Annotated in this window: 17 protein-coding genes; 3 read left to right on the top strand and 14 right to left on the bottom strand. The window is 65.2% G+C overall.

Features of this window, described 5'->3' with window-relative positions; all coding sequences use genetic code 11:
* Nucleotides 1–445: 445 nt before the first annotated feature.
* Nucleotides 446–1,348 (bottom strand): protoglobin domain-containing protein, encoded by a 903-nt coding sequence (locus P8Y39_08180; protein ID MEJ2192312.1) that lies wholly within the window; start codon nucleotides 1,346–1,348, stop codon nucleotides 446–448.
* A 356-nt stretch (nucleotides 1,349–1,704) separates the two neighbouring features.
* Here P8Y39_08180 and htpG point away from each other — a divergent pair, with 356 nt between their 5' ends.
* Nucleotides 1,705–3,621, top strand: a complete 1,917-nt coding sequence (gene htpG / locus P8Y39_08175; protein ID MEJ2192311.1) for a molecular chaperone HtpG — start codon at nucleotides 1,705–1,707, stop codon at nucleotides 3,619–3,621.
* Nucleotides 3,622–3,625: 4 nt separating this feature from the next.
* Here the strand turns inward: htpG and P8Y39_08170 are convergent, their stop codons facing one another.
* Complete coding sequence (locus P8Y39_08170) at nucleotides 3,626–4,051, bottom strand: hypothetical protein (protein MEJ2192310.1); 426 nt, start codon at nucleotides 4,049–4,051, stop codon at nucleotides 3,626–3,628.
* Nucleotides 4,052–4,603: 552 nt separating this feature from the next.
* On the opposite strand from P8Y39_08170, the gene P8Y39_08165 reads away from it, so the two are divergent.
* On the top strand, nucleotides 4,604–5,209 hold the full coding sequence (locus P8Y39_08165) for a hypothetical protein (protein MEJ2192309.1): 606 nt from the start codon (nucleotides 4,604–4,606) through the stop codon (nucleotides 5,207–5,209).
* 34 nt (nucleotides 5,210–5,243) lie between these two features.
* Here the strand turns inward: P8Y39_08165 and P8Y39_08160 are convergent, their stop codons facing one another.
* The 9 genes from P8Y39_08160 to P8Y39_08120 all read right to left on the bottom strand — a co-directional run bounded on the left by P8Y39_08160 (nucleotide 5,244) and on the right by P8Y39_08120 (nucleotide 14,282).
* Nucleotides 5,244–5,447 (bottom strand): heavy-metal-associated domain-containing protein, encoded by a 204-nt coding sequence (locus tag P8Y39_08160; protein MEJ2192308.1) that lies wholly within the window; start codon nucleotides 5,445–5,447, stop codon nucleotides 5,244–5,246.
* A 105-nt stretch (nucleotides 5,448–5,552) separates the two neighbouring features.
* Nucleotides 5,553–6,251 (bottom strand): SprT-like domain-containing protein, encoded by a 699-nt coding sequence (locus P8Y39_08155; GenBank protein ID MEJ2192307.1) that lies wholly within the window; start codon nucleotides 6,249–6,251, stop codon nucleotides 5,553–5,555.
* A 2-nt stretch (nucleotides 6,252–6,253) separates the two neighbouring features.
* On the bottom strand, nucleotides 6,254–6,979 hold the full coding sequence (locus P8Y39_08150; protein ID MEJ2192306.1) for a metallophosphoesterase family protein: 726 nt from the start codon (nucleotides 6,977–6,979) through the stop codon (nucleotides 6,254–6,256).
* 5 nt (nucleotides 6,980–6,984) lie between these two features.
* The gene (gene nusB / locus P8Y39_08145; GenBank protein ID MEJ2192305.1) at nucleotides 6,985–7,386 is read right to left on the bottom strand and encodes a transcription antitermination factor NusB; all 402 of its coding nucleotides are present in this window, start codon (nucleotides 7,384–7,386) and stop codon (nucleotides 6,985–6,987) included.
* Nucleotides 7,386–7,847, bottom strand: coding sequence for a 6,7-dimethyl-8-ribityllumazine synthase (gene ribE / locus P8Y39_08140; protein ID MEJ2192304.1), 462 nt, complete (start codon nucleotides 7,845–7,847; stop codon nucleotides 7,386–7,388). Before ribE ends, nusB begins: the two co-directional genes overlap by 1 nt.
* A gap of 288 nt (nucleotides 7,848–8,135) precedes the next feature.
* A complete protein-coding gene (locus tag P8Y39_08135) occupies nucleotides 8,136–11,366 on the bottom strand; it encodes an efflux RND transporter permease subunit (GenBank protein MEJ2192303.1) in 3,231 nt (1,076 codons plus the stop codon).
* 4 nt (nucleotides 11,367–11,370) lie between these two features.
* On the bottom strand, nucleotides 11,371–12,492 hold the full coding sequence (locus P8Y39_08130) for an efflux RND transporter periplasmic adaptor subunit (protein ID MEJ2192302.1): 1,122 nt from the start codon (nucleotides 12,490–12,492) through the stop codon (nucleotides 11,371–11,373).
* A gap of 15 nt (nucleotides 12,493–12,507) precedes the next feature.
* Nucleotides 12,508–13,884 carry a TolC family protein gene (locus P8Y39_08125; GenBank protein ID MEJ2192301.1) on the bottom strand — a complete coding sequence of 459 codons (1,377 nt, stop codon included), beginning with the start codon at nucleotides 13,882–13,884 and terminating at the stop codon, nucleotides 12,508–12,510.
* A complete protein-coding gene (locus tag P8Y39_08120) occupies nucleotides 13,881–14,282 on the bottom strand; it encodes a metalloregulator ArsR/SmtB family transcription factor (protein ID MEJ2192300.1) in 402 nt (133 codons plus the stop codon). The genes P8Y39_08125 and P8Y39_08120 overlap by 4 nt, the downstream gene beginning before the upstream one ends.
* A 24-nt stretch (nucleotides 14,283–14,306) precedes the next feature.
* Here P8Y39_08120 and dusB point away from each other — a divergent pair, with 24 nt between their 5' ends.
* Nucleotides 14,307–15,338 (top strand): tRNA dihydrouridine synthase DusB, encoded by a 1,032-nt coding sequence (gene dusB, locus P8Y39_08115; GenBank protein MEJ2192299.1) that lies wholly within the window; start codon nucleotides 14,307–14,309, stop codon nucleotides 15,336–15,338.
* 151 nt (nucleotides 15,339–15,489) lie between these two features.
* Here dusB and P8Y39_08110 read toward each other — a convergent pair whose 3' ends face one another.
* From P8Y39_08110 to P8Y39_08100, 3 genes are all read right to left on the bottom strand, one after another.
* Nucleotides 15,490–15,993, bottom strand: coding sequence for an NYN domain-containing protein (locus tag P8Y39_08110; GenBank protein ID MEJ2192298.1), 504 nt, complete (start codon nucleotides 15,991–15,993; stop codon nucleotides 15,490–15,492).
* 3 nt (nucleotides 15,994–15,996) lie between these two features.
* Nucleotides 15,997–16,593, bottom strand: a complete 597-nt coding sequence (locus P8Y39_08105) for a hypothetical protein (GenBank protein MEJ2192297.1) — start codon at nucleotides 16,591–16,593, stop codon at nucleotides 15,997–15,999.
* Between the two features lie 270 nt (nucleotides 16,594–16,863).
* On the bottom strand, nucleotides 16,864–17,642 hold a 779-nt coding region (locus tag P8Y39_08100; protein ID MEJ2192296.1), incomplete at its 5' end, for a trypsin-like peptidase domain-containing protein.

Genomic DNA, 17,642 nt, shown 5'->3' with positions numbered 1-17,642 from the left:
CCCAAAAAGCAAGGACCCAAAAACCTGCTTTGCGCAAGGGGGCTGGAGTCCCCTTTGCGCACCCGCTTCAGAAATAGAAGAGAAAGGCTGATGGCACCTTAGCCTTCACTCTAATTAAAGGAGAAGAATAAGAAGAAGAGAAAAGGGGACTGGTCCCCAGGGCACGCCGTGGAGCGTCCTGACATCGGGCGTGTTGCTCAAAGGGTGGGAGCAAGAAGAAAAGGGCACCGGTGCCCGATGGTGCCCCTCAAGGAAGAGGAAAACTGATGGGTGCTGGCACGGAAGCCGCGCTCATCTTCTAAAGGGAAGGGATAAGAAGAAAAGGGGACTGGTCCCCCTGGTGCCCCGGGCACACGGTCCGGAGCGACGGGACATCGGAGCGGGTCACTCAAGGGAGGTATAAGGAGAAAAGGGCGCTGGCGCCTAAAAGGGGCACTGGTGCCCCCTAGTGCCCCTTTTCTTCGGCCTTTTTCACCAGCCAGTAGACCACTCCCATGACCAGGATGGCCGCTATGAGGGTGTAGAGCTTCTCGGGCGTCTCGTGCTGGAGCGTGGCTATCATCATCTCCCGTATGACGGTGATGAGGGCCACCCCTATGAAGACGCTTATGTAGAGCCCCCCGCCCTTCAGGTGGGATATCTCGGTGTTCATGAGCTCTATCATCACCCAGAGGATGAGCATGGAGCCCAGGGCCGATATGATGCCCCTGCCCAGGCCTGCCTGGCCGGTGACAATCTCCCTGAGGTCGTAGACAAAGAGGGCCAGCACCCCCAGGGTAAGGCCTATCAAGGCGAGGACGAGGGCCAGGTTCATCGTCTGGGAGAACCTTTCGGCGAAGCCGATGAGGGCGCTCTTGACCTTGTAGACGGGGGAATATATCTTTATCTCCTCCTCGATGTACGACAGGGTGATGACATCGAGGTTGATGTCCAGCATCTTTCCCAGGGCGACGGCCTTGTCGGCCAGCTCCTCCTTCGACTCCACAAAGCGGCTCAGGACGTCGATGCTGGCGTTGCGGACGATGTTTACGGCCCTGTTCATGAAATGGGCGTCCACGCCATTCTTGACGTGCACGGCCCCTATCCTGATGAGCCCGTCATGATACCGGTTGTCGTACCGGCCCGAGAAGAGGTCCAGGAACCACTTCTTCTGGGCATCGAAGACGTGCCGGCGGCGCGACTCGTCGGTGAAGAACTCGGCGGTGTCCCTGGTGCCCATTATCCAGAGGCTCAGGGTCCCCATGATTTCCTCGGCATGCTCCTTCATGACGGGGGCCATCTCGCGCAGCCGCTCCTCGTGCTCGGCCGTGAACCGGTAGTCGGCCTTTATCTGCTTGAAGCTCCGCATACCCGTAAGAATCCCTTACCGGTTAGTTTTTATCCCCGCACTGAAACATTGAGAGGACTTATTTTCATCTCGATTCCGGCATCGGCATGTGACCCCTATCGTTCTCCCCGTAGTATAACAGCTAACGGCGGCCCGCGCCCCGGGAAGCCGCCCGGGTGGGCGTGCGCTAGTTGATATCGGCGGCAGTGATTTTTTATGGTAAGAAATGCCCCCAAGGGGGCGATAGTTCGTGATAACGAACCTCTCCGCGGAGAGACGGCACGGTAGCCGAAGAAGCGGGGAAGGTGCGGCCCCGGGACCTCCCGGAATCAACTGGTTGAACCAAGCGAGGTAGCACGGCCATGGCCCAGGAGACCATGCAGTTTCGGACAGAGGTGAAGCAGCTTCTGGACCTCATGATCCATTCCCTTTACTCCCACAAGGAGGTCTTCCTGAGGGAGCTCATAAGCAACGCCTCCGACGCCATCGACAAGCTCCGCTACGAGGCCCTCACCAGGGAGGACCTCCTGGAAGGGGAGGCGGACTACAGGATAAGGCTCATCCCCAACCGGGCGGCCGGCACGCTCACCGTCCGGGACAACGGCATCGGCATGAGCCGCGAGGAGGCCGTGGAGGAGCTGGGTACCATAGCCCACTCGGGCACCAAGGAGTTTCTGGCCGCCCTCAGGGAAAAGAAGCCCGAGGAGCGCTCGGAGCTCATCGGGCAGTTCGGCGTGGGGTTTTACAGCTCCTTCATGGTGGCCGACCGGGTGACGGTCCTCAGCCGCCGGGCCGGGGAGCCCCCGGAGCGCGGGGTGCGCTGGGAGTCATCGGCCGACGGCTCCTTCACGGTGGAGGACGTGGAGAAGCCCGCCCGGGGGACGGACGTCATCCTGCATCTGACCGAGGAGGGCAGGAAATTCCTCGAGGAGTGGGAAATCCGCCGGACCGTCAAGGCGTACTCGGACTTCATCGAGCACGCCATCGTGATGGACGTGGAGAAGAAGAAGGAGAGCGAGCTACAGAAGGGCGAGACCTACACGGTGACCGAGGAGGAGACCCTGAACTCCCGGAAGGCCATCTGGCTCAAGAAGAAGTCCGAGGTGAGCGAGGAGGAGTACGCCGATTTCTACCGCCACCTGTCCCACGACACGGGGGCCCCGGCCAGGGTCATCCACTACCGGGCGGAAGGGGCCACGGAGTTCCGCGCCCTTCTGTACATCCCGGAGCACCTGCCCCTGGGCATCCTGTTCAAGGAGTTCGAGGCGGGTCCGATGCTCTATGTGAAGAGGGTGCAGATAATGCCCCACTGCCCGGAGCTTCTGCCGCCGTACCTGCGGTTCGTCAGGGGGGTGGTGGACAGCGCGGACCTGCCGTTGAACATCTCCCGGGAGATGCTTCAGCACAACCGGCAGGCCGAGGTGATGAAGCGCAACATCACCAAGAAGGTCCTGGACGCCCTGGCCGGCATGAAGCGCGAGGAGTACGAAAAGTATGCCCGTGTTTTCCGGGAGCTGGGGCGGGTGCTCAAGGAGGGCATTTACGTGGAGCCCTCGCGGCGGGAGGCCCTGGCCGACCTCATGCTCTATGAGTCCACCGCCAGGGGGGCGGGCGAGTACACCGACCTGGAGGGCTACGTCCGGAACATGAAGGAAGGGCAGAAGGACATCTACTACATCACGGCCGCCTCCCGGGAGGAGGCCCTGAGGAGCCCGTACCTGGAGAGCTTCAGCGCCGGGGGCTACGAGGTCCTGGTGATGCTGGACGAGATAGACGACATCATCACGAGCGCCCTCGGCCAGTACAAGGGCAAGACGTTCCGCTCCGTCCTGAAGGGAGAGCTCGACCTCGGGGAGAAAGAGAAGAAGGAGGAGGCCGCCCGCACCTACGGCAAGCTGGTGGCGCTGCTCAAGGAAACCCTGAGCGACAGGGTGAAGGACGTGCGCCTCTCGGGCAGGCTCACCGACAGCGCGTGCTGCCTGGTCTCGGGGGAAGGGGAGCTTGACCCCGCGACACTCTCTCTTTTGAAGGCCATGGGACAGCAGGTCCCCGAGGAAAAGCGCATCCTCGAGATAAACCCCGACCACCCCCTTCTCCGGGCCATGCAGGCCCGCTTCGAGAAGAACTCCGCGGACCCCGCGCTCAAGGAGTACGCCGGGCTCCTGTACGAGCAGGCCCTGGTGCTGGCCGGCCGGCTTCCCGGCGACCCCGCCGCCTTCGTAAAGGCCATGGCCGCCCTCATGGCAGAAGCGCTCGGCACCCGGGGGGCCGGTGCCGGAGAAACCCGGGACTGAGACGTCACGACGCGGCTTCTCCCCGCGGCGGCCCTTTCGTGTAGGCGTCATACAGGGCCTTGCCTACCAGGAAATCCACCCATGCGATGCCTATGTCGGGAAGAGTGGAGTTCAGAAGCATCGCCGGAAACGGGATGGATTTTGCCGTTATCTCCGCGATGCTGAAGTGGGCCATGAAGACCGTCCCGTACAGGACGATGAGGCCGTTGAGGAGATAACCGTATGCGGCGGTCTTCCTCGACATGAAGAGCACCGTTACCACCAGGAGGTCCGCCAGCGGAAAAAGAGCGGCGAGAAACAGCGTTCGGTCAAAGACGAAGGCGCCCGGGTTCCGAGCGTCCGGGACCATGAAGCTGTGTATCCTGTAATGAAGTGCAAGCCCCGCGGCCGCAAGCAGAAAGAGCGCGGCAAGCAGCGTCCGTTTATTCATACTAACCAGTCAGTTTTTATCTTCACATCGAAGCCCTGAAAATACCCATGCACTTTAGGGCATTGATACGTGAACTATATACGCTCCCGGTGGTTAAAACGTAAAGCTCGCCATGTGTCCCAGGTAGAAGGTGAGCCCCACGGCAAGCACGTGCAAGACCCACCACCCCGGCTTGTATCTCATGAAGTGCCTGAGCATGCTACCTCCAGAGTATGTGCCCGGCGGTGTAGACAAGGCTTATTCCGGCCAGATGCACGGCCCACCAGCCGGGCCGGAGGAAACCTATCTTTCTCGAGAAGCCCTCTTTCTGCATGGCTCTCCCTCCCGCGGTTGATTTTCGTTCGTGCGCAAGACCCCTCCTGTCGTAATGGTAGCACGTCCGTGCCGGGTGTAAAGGCGGGGCATGCTTTCCGCGGGGCTCGAGGGGTTCACTCGCATGCGTGGCGGCATGCATCTCGGCTTTTCGCAGCGATGCCCTGTGAGCGCGAGCACAATCTTCCGGCCAATAGTGGGTATACTATTCAGAGAGGAATAGAATTCCGGAGAACGTTTATGGAGATGAAGATTTCCGGGGAACACCCGCTTCGGCGGACCTTCAGGGAAGCCGCCCGCAATGCCTTCCGCTTCCATCCCGAGCTTCACACGGAAGACGTCGAGACCTATTTCTCCGAGTGGCTGCTCCTGCGCTTCGTCCATGCGGACAACCTCCAGCGGATACGGACGGCCCGGGGAAAGAGGCTCCACCAGATAGCGCAGATGCTGGCCGAGGGCGCGCTGGCCCGGGAGGAGGGGAGCCGCATACGGGAGATGGCCGTCTATCAGCACGTGGGAGATTACGTGCTTTTCATGGTGGGCATGTTCCCCGAGGGGCTCAAGAGGATGGTGGAGAGTCCGGCCTCGATGGACGCCCTGCTGGTGCGGGTGGGCTCCCTTTACTACCCCTGCTCCTCCACACTGGATTTCTGCGTCCTTCAGGGAAAGGCGGGCTACGAGCGCGCCTCCGACGCCATGACCTCCGTCTCCCCGGAGAAGGCCGGCGTGCTCAGGAGCCTGGCCCGGAGGTTCGACGGCTACGTGGACGTGATGAGCCTGGTGAGGGTGAACCTAGAGGGCAGCGCGTACTTCAGAAACATAAAGGGAATCATCGGGTCGAACTGACCCTTTCCGCCCCTCTCGCCGTCTGCACCGCGCGTCAGAGAAAGACCGGGTAGCCTATCTCCCCCAGGACCTGGGCCACGTCCTTGAGAGAGAGCCTGCCGTCGTCGTAGCAGAATGACGCCCGCCCCATCTCCACGTCCAGCTCGCGGAGGCCGGGTATCGTCTGCAAGACCTGCCGGACCTCCTCGATGCACTTCTCGCAGTACATCTCCTTTACCTTCACGGTCGCAAAGCCCATCCAGCTCCCCTCCTCACTTCTTGCCCCCGCAACGAAGCCCCCGCAGCGTGCGCACGGAGCCTTCAAGAAAAGGCTATCACAGGGAGGCGGGGCTGTCGAGAAAATTCAGAGGTTCTTCTTCTCCCAGGCCAGGGCCCGGCCGTAATGGGGGAAGAGGCGCTCCCGCGCCTTGAACTCCGGCGAATGCAGCAGGCGGCGGCCCTTTCTTTTGAGCACTCCCATGTCGGCGTGCAGCATCTCGTGATAGAGGATGTACCGGATGAAATAGGCCGGGACGGACTTTCTGTCCAGATGCGGGCTCACCCGCACGGTGTAGGTATGGGGCGAGTAGCTCCCCAGGGTGCGGCACCGCACCCCGCGGCGGGGACTCCGCCGCCCCCAGGTTACCCCACAGCGGAGCCTGCCGCCGAAGTACTCCTCGTTAAGCTCCCGGAACAGAGGCGTCAGGTCGTGGTGCCTGCCCCGGGGCCTGAGATGCGCCCGCCGGGGCTCGGCCCGCTTGAGCTCGCCCGCCCGCGCACGCACGAACCGCCAGAAAAGGGGCGTTTTCCCCCTCCCGAGCCGTATGTACTCGGCCAGCTCCCGGAGGACGTCCTCCGGGGCCTCGAGGAACATGCGGTGAAGCCGCACCTGGCGCTCCATTGCCCGGAGCCTGAGGGAGAAGATGCTCCTGGCGTTATCCGTAAGGGCCAGGGCCACGCGCCGGCCGCAGTGGCCCTCGATGAACCGGCGCAGAGAGTCGGGGTCGCGGGCGAAAGGGAGGGCGAGCTGTCCGGACCTCTCCCCGGCGGGCGGAGCCACCACCGCTACATGCCGTAGGAGAGCCGCTCGGCCAGGGGCGCGGGAAGGCCCGCCTTGCGCATGCCCTCCTGGGTGCGCTCTATGTCGTAAGGGACGCGGACGAACGAAAGGCCGCCGTCCCGGAGGACGGCGTAACAGGCCCGGGGGTCCCGGTCCCGGGGCTGTCCCACGCTGCCGGCGTTGACGACGTAGCGGGCGCCCTCCCGGAAGTCCACCCTGTCCTCGTAGGCATTGAACTCGCCCTCCGGAGGCTTCTCGGTTATGAAGGGGCGGTGGCTGTGTCCCACCATGCAGATGCGCTCGGAGAAAAACCGGAGGGCCCGCTCCCCGTCCTTCGGGGTGATGAGGTAGTGCCAGGCGGGCGGGTCCTCCGGGCTTGCGTGCACGAGCAGGGCCTCCCCGTCCAGGGCCAGTTCCGTAAGGGGCCAGGAGGCCAGGGCCTTGCGGTTCGCCTTGGTCAGGACGGTGTCCGTCCAGGCCACCGCGGCCCGGGCCAGGGGGTTGAAGTAGGCGATGTCGGTCTGCCCGAGGACGGCCCAGTCGTGGTTTCCGGCCAGGAGCACCCGGGCGTGTTTCCGAAGAAGGGAAACGCATTCGTTGGGGTCGGGACCGTAGCCCACGGCATCCCCGAGGAAAAGGATTTCCTTTATCCGCCTCTTCTCGATGTCCTCGAGGACGGCCTCCAGGGCGGCCAGGTTGGAATGCACGTCGGAGACAACGGCCGTGGGCATGGTGCTCAGGCCCTCTCCTTCTGCCGCGCTATGCGGTCCAGGATGCCGTTGATGAAGGCGGCCGACTCGGAGGAGGAGTATCTCTTGGCTATCTCCAGGGCCTCGTTGATGGAGACGGCCGAGGGGATGTCGTCGCGGTAGAGAATCTCGTAGGCGGCCACGCGGAGGATGTTTCTGTCCACGGCCGCCATCCGCGTAAGGACCCAGTGCTCCGCGGCCTCCTGAAGGACGGCGTCTATGGCCGCCAGGTTCTCCATGGTGCCCCGGGCCAGGCTCTCGGCGAACTCCGTGACCTCGGTGTCCTCTCCCTTGTCGTTCCAGAAGCCCCTGAGGTCGGCGTGTCCGTCGGTGAGGTCGTGCTGGAAAAGCATCTGGAGGGCGTATTCGCGGGCCCGTCGGCGTTTCATCAGAGCTGTTTCATCACCTGCGCCATCTCGATCGCCGTCATGGCGGCGTCCCAGCCCTTGTTGCCGCTCTTTGAGCCCGCCCGCTCCACGGCTTGCTCGATGGTATCGGCCGTCACCACGCCGAAGGCCACGGGGAGGCCCGCCTCCAGGGCCACCTGGGCGATGCCCTTGCTCACCTCGGCGGCGATGTAATCGAAGTGCGGCGTGGCCCCGCGAATGACCGTGCCCAGGCAGATGACGGCGTCGTACCTGCCTTTCTGGGCGAGTTTCTTGGCGGTGAGGGGCATCTCGAAGGCCCCCGGCACCTTGACCACGTCGATGTCGGCCTCCTCCGCGCCGTGCCGCCCCAGGGCGTCCAGCGCCCCGTCCAGAAGCTTGGCCGTCATGAAATCGTTGAACCTGCTTGCCACGATGCCGAACCTGAGCCCCTTTGCCCGAAGCTCTCCCTGAATTATCTTCATCGCCTTCTCCTCCGTCTCTGGACGCCGGGCCGCCATGCAGGCCCCGCGGTAAATTGTATGATTTTACGTTATTTGTCCCCACGGGTCAAACGGGCGGGCACCAGGGGGACCAGTGGGCACCAGTGCCCTTTTCTTCTTGCCCCCACCCTTGAGCAATACGTCCCGACGTCAGGACGCTCCAGGGCGTGCCCTGGGCACCGGTGGGCACCGGTGCCCTTTTTTAAAGACGCCAATACCCCTTTATTCAGTGAGAACGTCACTTTGGGGGAGAAAGGGCACTGGTGCCCGTCAGGGTTCATCCTCTTCCCGGGGCTTCTCTTCCTCTTCTGCGGTCCCCGGCCGGGGGCGTCCCTTGAACATCTCGTAGTAAACCAGGGGCACCGCCAGGAGGGTGAGCGCCGTGGCCCCCACCGCCCCGAACATCATGGAGATGGCCAGCCCCTGGAATATGGGGTCGAACAGGATGACGAAGGAGCCCACCACGACGGCCGCCGCCGTAAGCAGGATGGGCCGCATCCTGACCGCGCCGGCCCTGACCAGTGCTTCCTCCAGGTCCCCCGTTTCCTTCCACTCCATCTCGACGAAGTCCACGAGCAGGATGGAGTTTCTGACGATGATGCCCGCCAGGGCGATGAACCCTATCATGGAGGTCGCCGTGAAGAACGCCCCCAGGGCCCAGTGCCCCGGGAGGATGCCCACCAGCGTCAGGGGGATGGGTGACATGATGACGATGGGCGTCAGGAAGCTTCCGAACCACGCCACCACCAGGATGAAGATGAGCACCAGCACCGCGGCGAAGCTTATGCCCAGGTCCCGGAAGACCTCGTAGGTGATGTGCCACTCCCCGTCCCACTTCATCGAGTAGTGGTCGGTGAGCCAGGGCTGGGAGGCCGTATACTGCCGGAACTCGTACCCTTTGGTCAGATGCAGGGCCTCTATCTTCTTCCTCATGGCCAGGATGGCGTAGACCGGGCTTTCCTCCTTGCCCGCCACGTCCCCGATGACGTAGGTCACCCTTCGAAGGTTCTTGTGATAGATGGCCCTCTCCCTGGTGCCTTTCTCCACCTGGACCAGCTCCCCCAGGGGGACGAGCTTTCCCTGCGGGGAGGGCATCTTCACTCCGAGCAGGGAAGAGGGGTCGGAGCGCTCTTCGATGGGCATCCGGAGCACCAGGGGCACGGGCTCCTTCTCCCCGGGCATGTGCACGAGGCCCGCGCTTTCCCCGCCCAGGAAGGCCCGGAGGGTGCGGGCTACCTCCCTGGTGCTGATGCCCTCCCGGGCGGCCTTCTCCTTGTTCACCCGGTAGGTGAGCTTGGGCTGCTTGGCCTCGACGAACCAGTCCACGTCCACCACCCCCGGCGTCTCCTGAAAGACGTCCTTTATCCGGCGGGCTATCTGCCTCTGCCGGTCGAGGTCCGGCCCGTAGACCTCGGCCACCAGGGTGGAGAGCACCGGGGGCCCGGGGGGAATCTCCACCACTTTTACGCTGGCGCCATAGTGCTCGCCGATACGGGCCAGCGCGGGGCGGATGCGCTTGGCGATGTCGTGGCTCTGGGCCTTGCGCTCCGCCTTGCCCACCAGGTTCACCTGGATGTCGCCCTGGTTGCTCTCCTGCCTCAGGTAGTAGTGCCGCACGAGCCCGTTGAAGTTGAAGGGCGAGGCCGCCCCCACGTAGGCCTCGTAGTTGGTCACCTCGGGCACGGTGGCCAGGTACTCGCCCAGCTCACGTGCCAGGGCGGCGGTCTCCTCCAGCGTGGTCCCCTCGGGCATGTCCATGACCACCTGAAGCTCGTTCTTGTTGTCGAAGGGCAGCATCTTCACGGTGACTTTCTTCAGCGGCAGAAGCAGCAGGGCGAGCCCCAGAAGGCCGGCCACCCCCAGGAGGGCTCCCCGCCTCAGGGCCTTGCGCCTGACTAGGGGGGTAAGCGTCCTGCGGTAGAAGGCGTGCATGCGGCCCTGTTCTTCGTGCTCCTCCTCTCCCTCTCCGCGTTTGCGGACGCGCTTGAGGACGATGTAGCTCATCCAGGGGCTGACGATGAAGGCGACCAGGAGGGAAAAGAGCATGGCCGCCGAGGCCCCCACGGGGATGGGGCGCATGTAGGGGCCCATGAGCCCCGAGACGAAGGCCATGGGCAGCAGGGCCGCGATAACGGTAAAGGTGGCCAGGATGGTCGGGTTTCCCACCTCGTCCACGGCCAGAATCGCCGTCATCAGGGAGACCCCCGATTTCTTGAAATGGCGGTGGATGTTCTCCACCACCACGATGGCGTCGTCCACCAGTATGCCGATGGAAAAGATAAGGGCGAACAGGGTCACCCTGTTCAGGGTATAGCCGTAAAGGTAGGTGATGAGCAGGGTCAGGGCCAGTGTGACAGGCACGGCCACGGCCACCACGATGGACTCCCGCCACCCCAGGGCCAGGGCTATCAGGACCACGACCGAGAAGGTGGCGATGAGCATGTGCTTCAGAAGCTCGTTGGACTTCTCCTTGGCCGTCTCCCCGTAGTTCCGGGTGACGGTGACCTGAACGTCCGAGGGGATGACCGAGCCCTTGAGGGCCCCGGTCTTCTGGATGGCCCGCGAGGCCACCGTGGTGGCGTTTGCTCCCGCCTTCTTGGCAAGGGCAAGGGTCACCGCCTCGTACTGCACCGTATCGTGAAGCTTGCCGGCCGGGCCGTGTCCCATGAGGACGTAATTGCGGGGCTCCTCCGGGCCGTCCGTGACCGTGGCCACGTCGCGCAGGTGCACGGGCGCGTCCCGAGAGACGCCCACCACGACCGCGCCCACGTCCTCCGCGCCGGTGAGGAACCCGCCCGCCTCCACCAGAAACTCCTTGCCCTTGGAGCGGAAGGAGCCCGATGCCAGGTTGGCGTTGGCGCCCTTCAGTGCCTGCATGATGCCCATGGCCGTCAGGCCGCGGGAGGCCAGGCGCGCGGGCTGGAGCTCCACGCGGACCTCGCGGCTCTGCCCCCCCACGATGGTGGTCTCGGAGACGTCCTGGTCCTGCTTGAGGTTCTCCCTCAGCTCCTCGGCTATCCGGCGAAGCTCGTATCCCGTATAGCCCTTCCCCCAGAGGGTGAGCGAGAGGATGGGAACGTCGAATATGGATTTGGGCTTTACCAGGGGGGTGCTGACCCCCGGCGGCAGGCGGTCCATGTTGGAATAGAGCTTGTTATAAAGCTTGACCAGAGACTTCTCCATGTCCTCTCCCACGCGGAAGCGGACGATGGTGAGGTTTCCTCCCGGCCGGGCGATGGAATAGACGTACTTCACGCCCTTTATCTCCCAGAGGAGGCGCTCCATGGGGCTGGTCACCCTGTTTTCCACCTCCTCGGCCGTGGCCCCCGGAAAGGAGACGAAGACGTCTATCATGGGCACCAGTATCTGGGGCTCCTCCTCCCGGGGGGTGACGGCCACCGCGAAGAAGCCCAGAAGGAGGGAGGCGATGACGATGAGGGGGGTGAGCTTGGAGCGGATGAAGGCCCGCGCTATTGTTCCTGCCGTGCCGAAGTCGTTCATGCCCTTACTCGGAAGCGCCCTCCCCGGCGGGACGCTTGAGCATGCCGCCGTCCACGGCGTTCTCAACGCCGCCCACGACGATGCGGTCCCCGCTGGAAACACCCGAGAGGACCTCGTACCCTCCGGGGTAGAGCTTGCCGACCCGGATGAGCCGGTAGGTGACCACGCCCTCCGGACCCACCAGGTAGACGCCGGTGAGCTGTCCCTTGCGGACGAGGGCCCCCCGGGGAACCAGGAGCGCCTCGCGCTCGGCCAGGGCGAACCGCGCCCTCCCGTACAGGCCGCTTCTGAGGCCGGGTTGGGCGATGTCCACTTTCACGAGAAACGTCCTGCTTGCGGGGTCCACGGCGGGCACCACCCGGGAGACCGTGCCCGTGAGGGTCAGGCCCAGGGAGGAGATGGTTACCTCGGCCGGCGAGCCCTTTTTCACCTTGCCCAGCAGGCGCTCGTCCACCTGCACCTCAAGGCGATAGGAAGGCTCCTCCACGATGAGAAGGGGCATCCCCGGCGCGGCCATGCTCCCCGCGTCGATGCGTTTCTCAGAGACCACCCCCGTGGTGGGCGAGACCACCCGGGTGAAGTCGAGATAAATCCGCGCCTCCTCCAGCCGGGCCCTGGCCCTCTTCAGGGCAGCCTGTGCGCGCTCCTCCCCCAGCCGGGCCACCTCCATCCGGGTCTTCACCGTGTCCAGCTCCTGCTCGGTGAGGGCCTTGGCCTCGTAGAGCTGCCTGTACCTCTCGTATGTTTTTTCCGCCAGGACCTTCTCCTCACGGGCGGCCATGAGGGCCTGGCGGGCCTCGCTCAGGGCCTCCTCGGCCCCGCGCACCTTCTCGCGGACGTCCCGGTCGTCTATGGTCAGAAGGAGGTCGCCCTTGCGCACGCGGTCGCCCTCCTGCACCCGGATGGAGGTGACCATGCCCATCACGCGGCTTGAGACGGCGCTTGCGGTGCGGGCCGTCACGGTGCCGGAGGCCGCGTAGTACTCGGTCACCCGGGAGGGGGCCAGGGCCTCCACGGTCACGCCCGTGATTGCGGGGCGCTCCCTCTTGGGTGCCTCTTCCCGGGCGCATCCCCCGGTGAGGAGGACCGCGGCCAGGAGGATGAGGACTATGGACTTCGCGCGCATCGGAGCCTCCATCTCTCAGAAAGCCTCAAGGAGCAGGCCGCTTCTGAACGTCAGCTCGGCCTCCGCCTGAAGGTACATGTTTTTCATCCGCACCACCCCGGCCCGGGCCTCATCCAGTGCGGCCTGGGCGTCCAGGAGGTCCACCACCGTGGCCAGGGCGTTTCCGTAGCGGGCCTCCACGAGCCTCAGGTTCTCCCGGGCCAGCTCCCTCCGGGCCCGGGCAAGGGCGAGGCTTCGCCGGGCCTCCTGCACCGACAGGTAGGCCTCGTGCACCCTGAACTCCGCCTCCATCCTCATGCCCTCAAGCCTCTCCCTGGCCTCCTCAAGCCTGTGCTTGGCCTGGGCCCTCTGATGGATGCGCAGCGCCCCCTCGAAGGCGGTCCATCTGAGAAAGGCCCCTACCTGGTAGCTGTCGCCGTCGGAGCCGAAGGGGGTGTCGTCGTCATTGAGCTGGTACCGGGCCCCCACGCCCACGGTGGGCAGAAAGCGGGCCGTGGTCAGGCGCACGCCGTTTCGGGCGTTTGATACCCTGCGCTCCATGGCCTGGATGTCCGCCCTCTCGCGGACGGCCTGGAGGTACTCATCCAGGGGGCGGGTCTTGAGCTCCCGCGCCTCCCGGGCATCCACGGGCTCCCTGTGCCCCATGGCCAGCCCCAGGGCCCTCTGCGCCACGGACAGGGACTTTCGGGCGCTTATCAGGGTCTCCTCGGCCTGTTTGACGGCGACCTCGGTGCGCAGGGTGTCGGAGTAAAGCGCGAGGCCGGCCTTGTAGGCCGCTTGGGCGACCCTGCGGTGCTCCCGGGCGTCTTGGAGGCCCTTCTCCCCGGCCTGCACCATCTCCCGTGCGCTTACCACCGAGAGGTAGGACCGCACCACCGCGAGCGTGACGGCCTCCTTCTCCCTCTCCAGCTCCAGCGCCTCCGCCGCGCTTTGGGTGCGGGCCATCTTCATGCCCACGTACGCCTCCGGGGCGAACAGGGGCTGCTCCAGGGAGACGGAGGTCTGGAAATCGTTTATGCCGGAGGGGTTGTTCAGCCGGTCCACGGCGAAGTCCCGGCTCTCGAACCTCTCCTGGTTGAGCTTGGCCATGAAAGCCATGGTGGGGTTGTCCGTGCGCGAGAAACGCTCCTCCAGCGTCACCCGGGGCAGGAGCCTGCTTCTGGCTATGCCCTCGCCCTGGCGCGTGGCCCCGAGGCCGCTCCGGGCGGCCCTGAGCCGGGGGTTTTCGGCCAGCGCCGTGGAGACCGCCTCCGTGAGCGTCACCTCCCGGAGGGGCTTCTGGGCTGCCGCTTTCTCCGGAGTAGCCGGCGCCCCTTCCTCCGCCCGGGCCGCCCCGGCTGCCCCGGTCCAGAGGAAGGCGGCGCATATCGCAAACACCGCGAGCGCCTTCATGGCGACCTCCTCATCTTCTTCCTCGTTTCCATGAACTCAAGGAAGGTCTTCATGTCGCACCTGCCTGCCTTCTCCTGATACTCCAGGCAGTCCCCCAGGGTGGAGAGGTCGCGCGTGAGGACGTCGTCGCCGGCGAGCTCCTCCCTCATAATCCTTATAATGCGTTTGGCCGGCCGGGGCAAGTCCCTCCGCACTTTGTAAAAGACCAGCTTGCCTTTCCGTGTCTCCTCAAGGAGGTCCGCTTCGCTCAGGAGGGCCAGGTTGCGGGAGACAAGGGGCTGCGAGACGCCCAGGACGGCCATTATCTGGCAGACGCAGAGCTCCGCGCGTGTCAGGAGCATCAGCGTCCTCAGGCGGTTCTCGTCGGCGAGCAGCTTCATCAGGCGGATGATTTTCATATAAACGAATTGTAATTTGATTATATGAAAAAGTCAACCCCCCGTCTCCTTGCCGCCCCGGAGGCCGGGGCGATACAATACCCCATGCTTGTCCTGGGCCCCCTTTCCCTGCGGTCCCGCGTCGTCCTGGCCCCCATGGCGGGGGTGACGGACCTCCCCTGCCGCATGGTCGCGCGCTCCATGGGCGCCGAGCTGGCCTTCGTGGAGATGACCAGCGTGAACGCCCTCGTCCACCAAAACAGAAAGACCGTCAAGCTTCTTGAGACCCGGGAGGGCGACCGCCCCCTGGGGGTGCAGCTCGTGGGCGCGGAGCCCGAGACCCTCAGAGAGGCCCTCGCGGTCCTCCGCCCCTGGCGGTTCGACGTCCTCGACCTCAATGCGGCATGCCCGGTAAAGAAGGTAACAAAGAAGGGCGAGGGCGCCGCCCTCATGTGCGAGCCCCGGAGGCTTGCCGCCCTCGTGCGGGTGATGGTCGAGCACGGCGCGGGCGCGGCGGTCACCGTGAAGCTCCGGGCGGGATGGGACGCACAGGAGCGCAACGCCCCGGAGGCCGCCCGGGCCGCCGAGGAAGCCGGCGCCCATGCCGTCTTCGTCCACGGGCGCACCCGGGCCCAGGGATACCGGGGGCAGGTGGACTACGGCATCATCCGCGAGGTCAAGGCCGCCGTGGGCATCCCGGTGCTGGGAAGCGGCGACGTCCTCTCCGCCCCCCTGGCCCTCGCTATGCTTCGGGAGACGGGCTGCGACGGGCTGGCGGTGGCCCGGGGAGGGCTCGGCAATCCCTGGCTATTCCGCGAGATTGAGGCCCTTCTTGAAGGCAAGGAGCTTCCCCCCCGCCCGGACAGGCAGGAGGTCGCCGAGGTCATGGCCCGGCACCTCCGCATGTGCGTGGGCTTTTACGGCCCTTCCGCCGGGGTCCGGGTCTTCAGAAAGTTCTTCGTCTGGTATACCAAGGGGCTTTCAGGCGTGAAGCCCCTCCGGGTGCGGGCCCTCCAGGCCACAGACATGGAGACCCTCCTCGCCCTCATCGACCGGGCCACGGCCCGGCACGATTGAACTGGGCGCGGCCCGGAGCGATTGAACCTTGAAGCGTGGGTGGAAGTGAAGACCGGGGCTTAGAGCTTGCTCAGGGCACGCTGAACGGCCCGCCAGGCCACGGCCCGGAGCGATTGAACCTTGAAGCGCGGGTGGAAGTGAAGGCCGGGGTTTAGAGCTTGCTCAGGGCGCGCTGAACCGCACGGTCCTTCTTGCTCAGTTTCCGGGGGTTGCCCTTCTTCCTCGGACCCATCTCTTCCTCTTCCTCGTCCGGGTCCCAGGGGGCGTACTCCCCCTCGGCCAGGCCGCGGGTCCTCCGCTCCAGGATGCCCAGGAACGTATCGGCCCCCACCGGCACCGAGCCCTGCGTCCAGGTGCGCTTCTGCACCTCGCGGTCCGAGCTCACCACTATGCACTGGTGCCCCGCGGGCAGAGCACGCCCGATGACCGCGTCCGCCGTCTCTCCCAGGGCGGAGAAGACGACCTCCAGGCCGCTGCGCTTCTCCCGGTGCTCCTCACCCGGCCCTTCCCGCCAACCGTCAAAGATCACGGTAATCTCATGGCCGCTTACCTGTTGGTACGCCGACAGGGCCTCCAGGAGGCGCTCCCGCTCGGCCTCCAGGTTGCCGTGCATGGTGCCCACGAGGTTATAGCCGTCTATGACGAGGATGGCCACGGCTCAGTCTCCTTCAAGCAGGAGGGCGAGGGACTGCTCCTCGGCCATCATGTCCAGGAGCATCTCCGCGGTGGTCCTGCGGTACCGCCCGCGCCTCTTGAGCGCCACCCGGAGGTCCCGCTCGATATGGGCCAGCTCCGTATAAAAGGGCGTGCGATCCACGCGCTCCTCCGGGCCCCCGCACTCGGATTCGAACCTGTGGCACCCGCCCCCGGTGACCTCGGCGCCGTCGGGCTTGACGAACCTGTGGGGGAGCCCGTGAAGGCGGCATATCATGGGACGGTGCTCGTACAGGATGCACTTCCCGGTGAAGTTTGCCGGGCACATGAGGGGAAGCATCTCCCCGGCCTCCATCTCGCGCCGGTAGCTGTCCACCACCACGTGGGCCCGCATGAGCATCTGCCGCACCAGGTCCGGGTCGGCCTCCATCACGCCCTCGCGAAGATAGTAGTACTCGGCCAGCGTATGGTGGTGGAAGCGCTGGGTGCAGCAGTTCTCGGCGCACCCCTCGCAGCTCAGCCCGTACCGGGCGGCCGCCGTATCGTAGGCGGCGCTCATCCGCTCATAGAGCGTCCGCATTCTCTCCAGAAAATCGTCCATGTTCTCGTCTCCGGAAAAAAGGATGGAGCGCGGCCCTCCGGGGGTGGTGCCTTCCGCGTCAGGCCCTGTTTGCGGCCCTTTCTCCTATGCGCTCCCACATCTCGGCGGGAAGCTCCTCGGCGTACTCCCCGATGCTCCATGCACGGCCGCACCCCGTGCAGCGAAGAAAGACGGAGCGTCAGCCGAAGGTGAGGCTGAGCTCCCCTTTGCATTTTCTACACCGCATTTTCTCTATTGTAACCGATGGGGCCCCCTTGACGCAGGGGAGGCTCAGGACATTTCCACGGGGGCCGCCTGAATTTTCAGAAGCTCCGCTCCCCTCAGCACGGTGAGGGTGAGGGGCTCGCCGATGGGCCACTCGGCCAGGGAGCGGTGCATGTCGTCCACGCTCTGCACGGGCTGCCCGTTGATGGCCACGACGATGTCGCCCACGCGCACGCCGGCCCGTCCCGCCGGGAGCCGGGGGTCCACCTGAAGGACCTCCACCCCGTACTCGTTGTCAAGCCCGTGCAGCCGCGCCTCCCGCCGCTTGAGGGGCCTTCCCCTGGCGGCGATGCCCAGGTATCCCCTGCGCACGCGCCCGTGCGTCAGTATCTGGGAGACCACCCAGCGGGCGGTGTCCGAAGGGATGGAGAACCCGATGCCCTGGGCCATCATGATGATGGCGGTGTTGATGCCCATCACCCGTCCCCGGGAGTCCACCAGAGGGCCGCCGGAGTTCCCCGGGTTCAGGGGGGCGGTGTGCTGGACCACGTTTTCGATGAGCCGTCCCTGCCGGCTTCTCAAGGCCCTTCCCAGGGCGCTCACCACGCCCGTGGAGACGGTGGACTGAAACCCGAAGGGGTTGCCGATGGCTATGACGAGCTGCCCCACCCGGAGGGTCGAGGAGTTTCCCAGCGACCCGTAGGGAAGGCTCGACGCCTGGGCCCGCACCACCGCGAGGTCCGTGTCGGGGTCCACCCCCACGACGGAGGCCGGGAGGGTCGCCCCGTCGGCCAGGGTGACCATGAGGCTTGCCGCCCCGCTTACCACGTGGTCGTTGGTCAGGA

It is taken from the genome of Nitrospirota bacterium (genome assembly GCA_037386965.1).
In the GTDB taxonomy this organism is placed as follows: domain Bacteria; phylum Nitrospirota; class Thermodesulfovibrionia; order Thermodesulfovibrionales; family JdFR-86; genus JARRLN01.
This window is presented reverse-complemented; position numbering and strand designations above follow the sequence as displayed.

Bases quoted from the DNA above. Each gene is read 5' to 3' on its own strand.
- P8Y39_08120 (MEJ2192300.1), bottom strand. From the start codon at position 14,282: ATGAAAATCATCCGCCTGATGAAGCTGCTCGCCGACGAGAACCGCCTG.
- P8Y39_08105 (MEJ2192297.1), bottom strand. From the start codon at position 16,593: ATGGACGATTTTCTGGAGAGAATGCGGACGCTCTATGAGCGGATGAGC.
- dusB (MEJ2192299.1), top strand. From the start codon at position 14,307: ATGAAAAAGTCAACCCCCCGTCTCCTTGCCGCCCCGGAGGCCGGGGCG.
- P8Y39_08125 (MEJ2192301.1), bottom strand. From the start codon at position 13,884: ATGAAGGCGCTCGCGGTGTTTGCGATATGCGCCGCCTTCCTCTGGACC.
- P8Y39_08135 (MEJ2192303.1), bottom strand. From the start codon at position 11,366: ATGAACGACTTCGGCACGGCAGGAACAATAGCGCGGGCCTTCATCCGC.
- P8Y39_08150 (MEJ2192306.1), bottom strand. From the start codon at position 6,979: ATGCCCACGGCCGTTGTCTCCGACGTGCATTCCAACCTGGCCGCCCTG.
- P8Y39_08130 (MEJ2192302.1), bottom strand. From the start codon at position 12,492: ATGCGCGCGAAGTCCATAGTCCTCATCCTCCTGGCCGCGGTCCTCCTC.
- P8Y39_08165 (MEJ2192309.1), top strand. From the start codon at position 4,604: ATGGAGATGAAGATTTCCGGGGAACACCCGCTTCGGCGGACCTTCAGG.
- htpG (MEJ2192311.1), top strand. From the start codon at position 1,705: ATGCAGTTTCGGACAGAGGTGAAGCAGCTTCTGGACCTCATGATCCAT.
- P8Y39_08160 (MEJ2192308.1), bottom strand. From the start codon at position 5,447: ATGGGCTTTGCGACCGTGAAGGTAAAGGAGATGTACTGCGAGAAGTGC.
- P8Y39_08170 (MEJ2192310.1), bottom strand. From the start codon at position 4,051: ATGAATAAACGGACGCTGCTTGCCGCGCTCTTTCTGCTTGCGGCCGCG.
- ribE (MEJ2192304.1), bottom strand. From the start codon at position 7,847: ATGAAGATAATTCAGGGAGAGCTTCGGGCAAAGGGGCTCAGGTTCGGC.
- nusB (MEJ2192305.1), bottom strand. From the start codon at position 7,386: ATGAAACGCCGACGGGCCCGCGAATACGCCCTCCAGATGCTTTTCCAG.
- P8Y39_08180 (MEJ2192312.1), bottom strand. From the start codon at position 1,348: ATGCGGAGCTTCAAGCAGATAAAGGCCGACTACCGGTTCACGGCCGAG.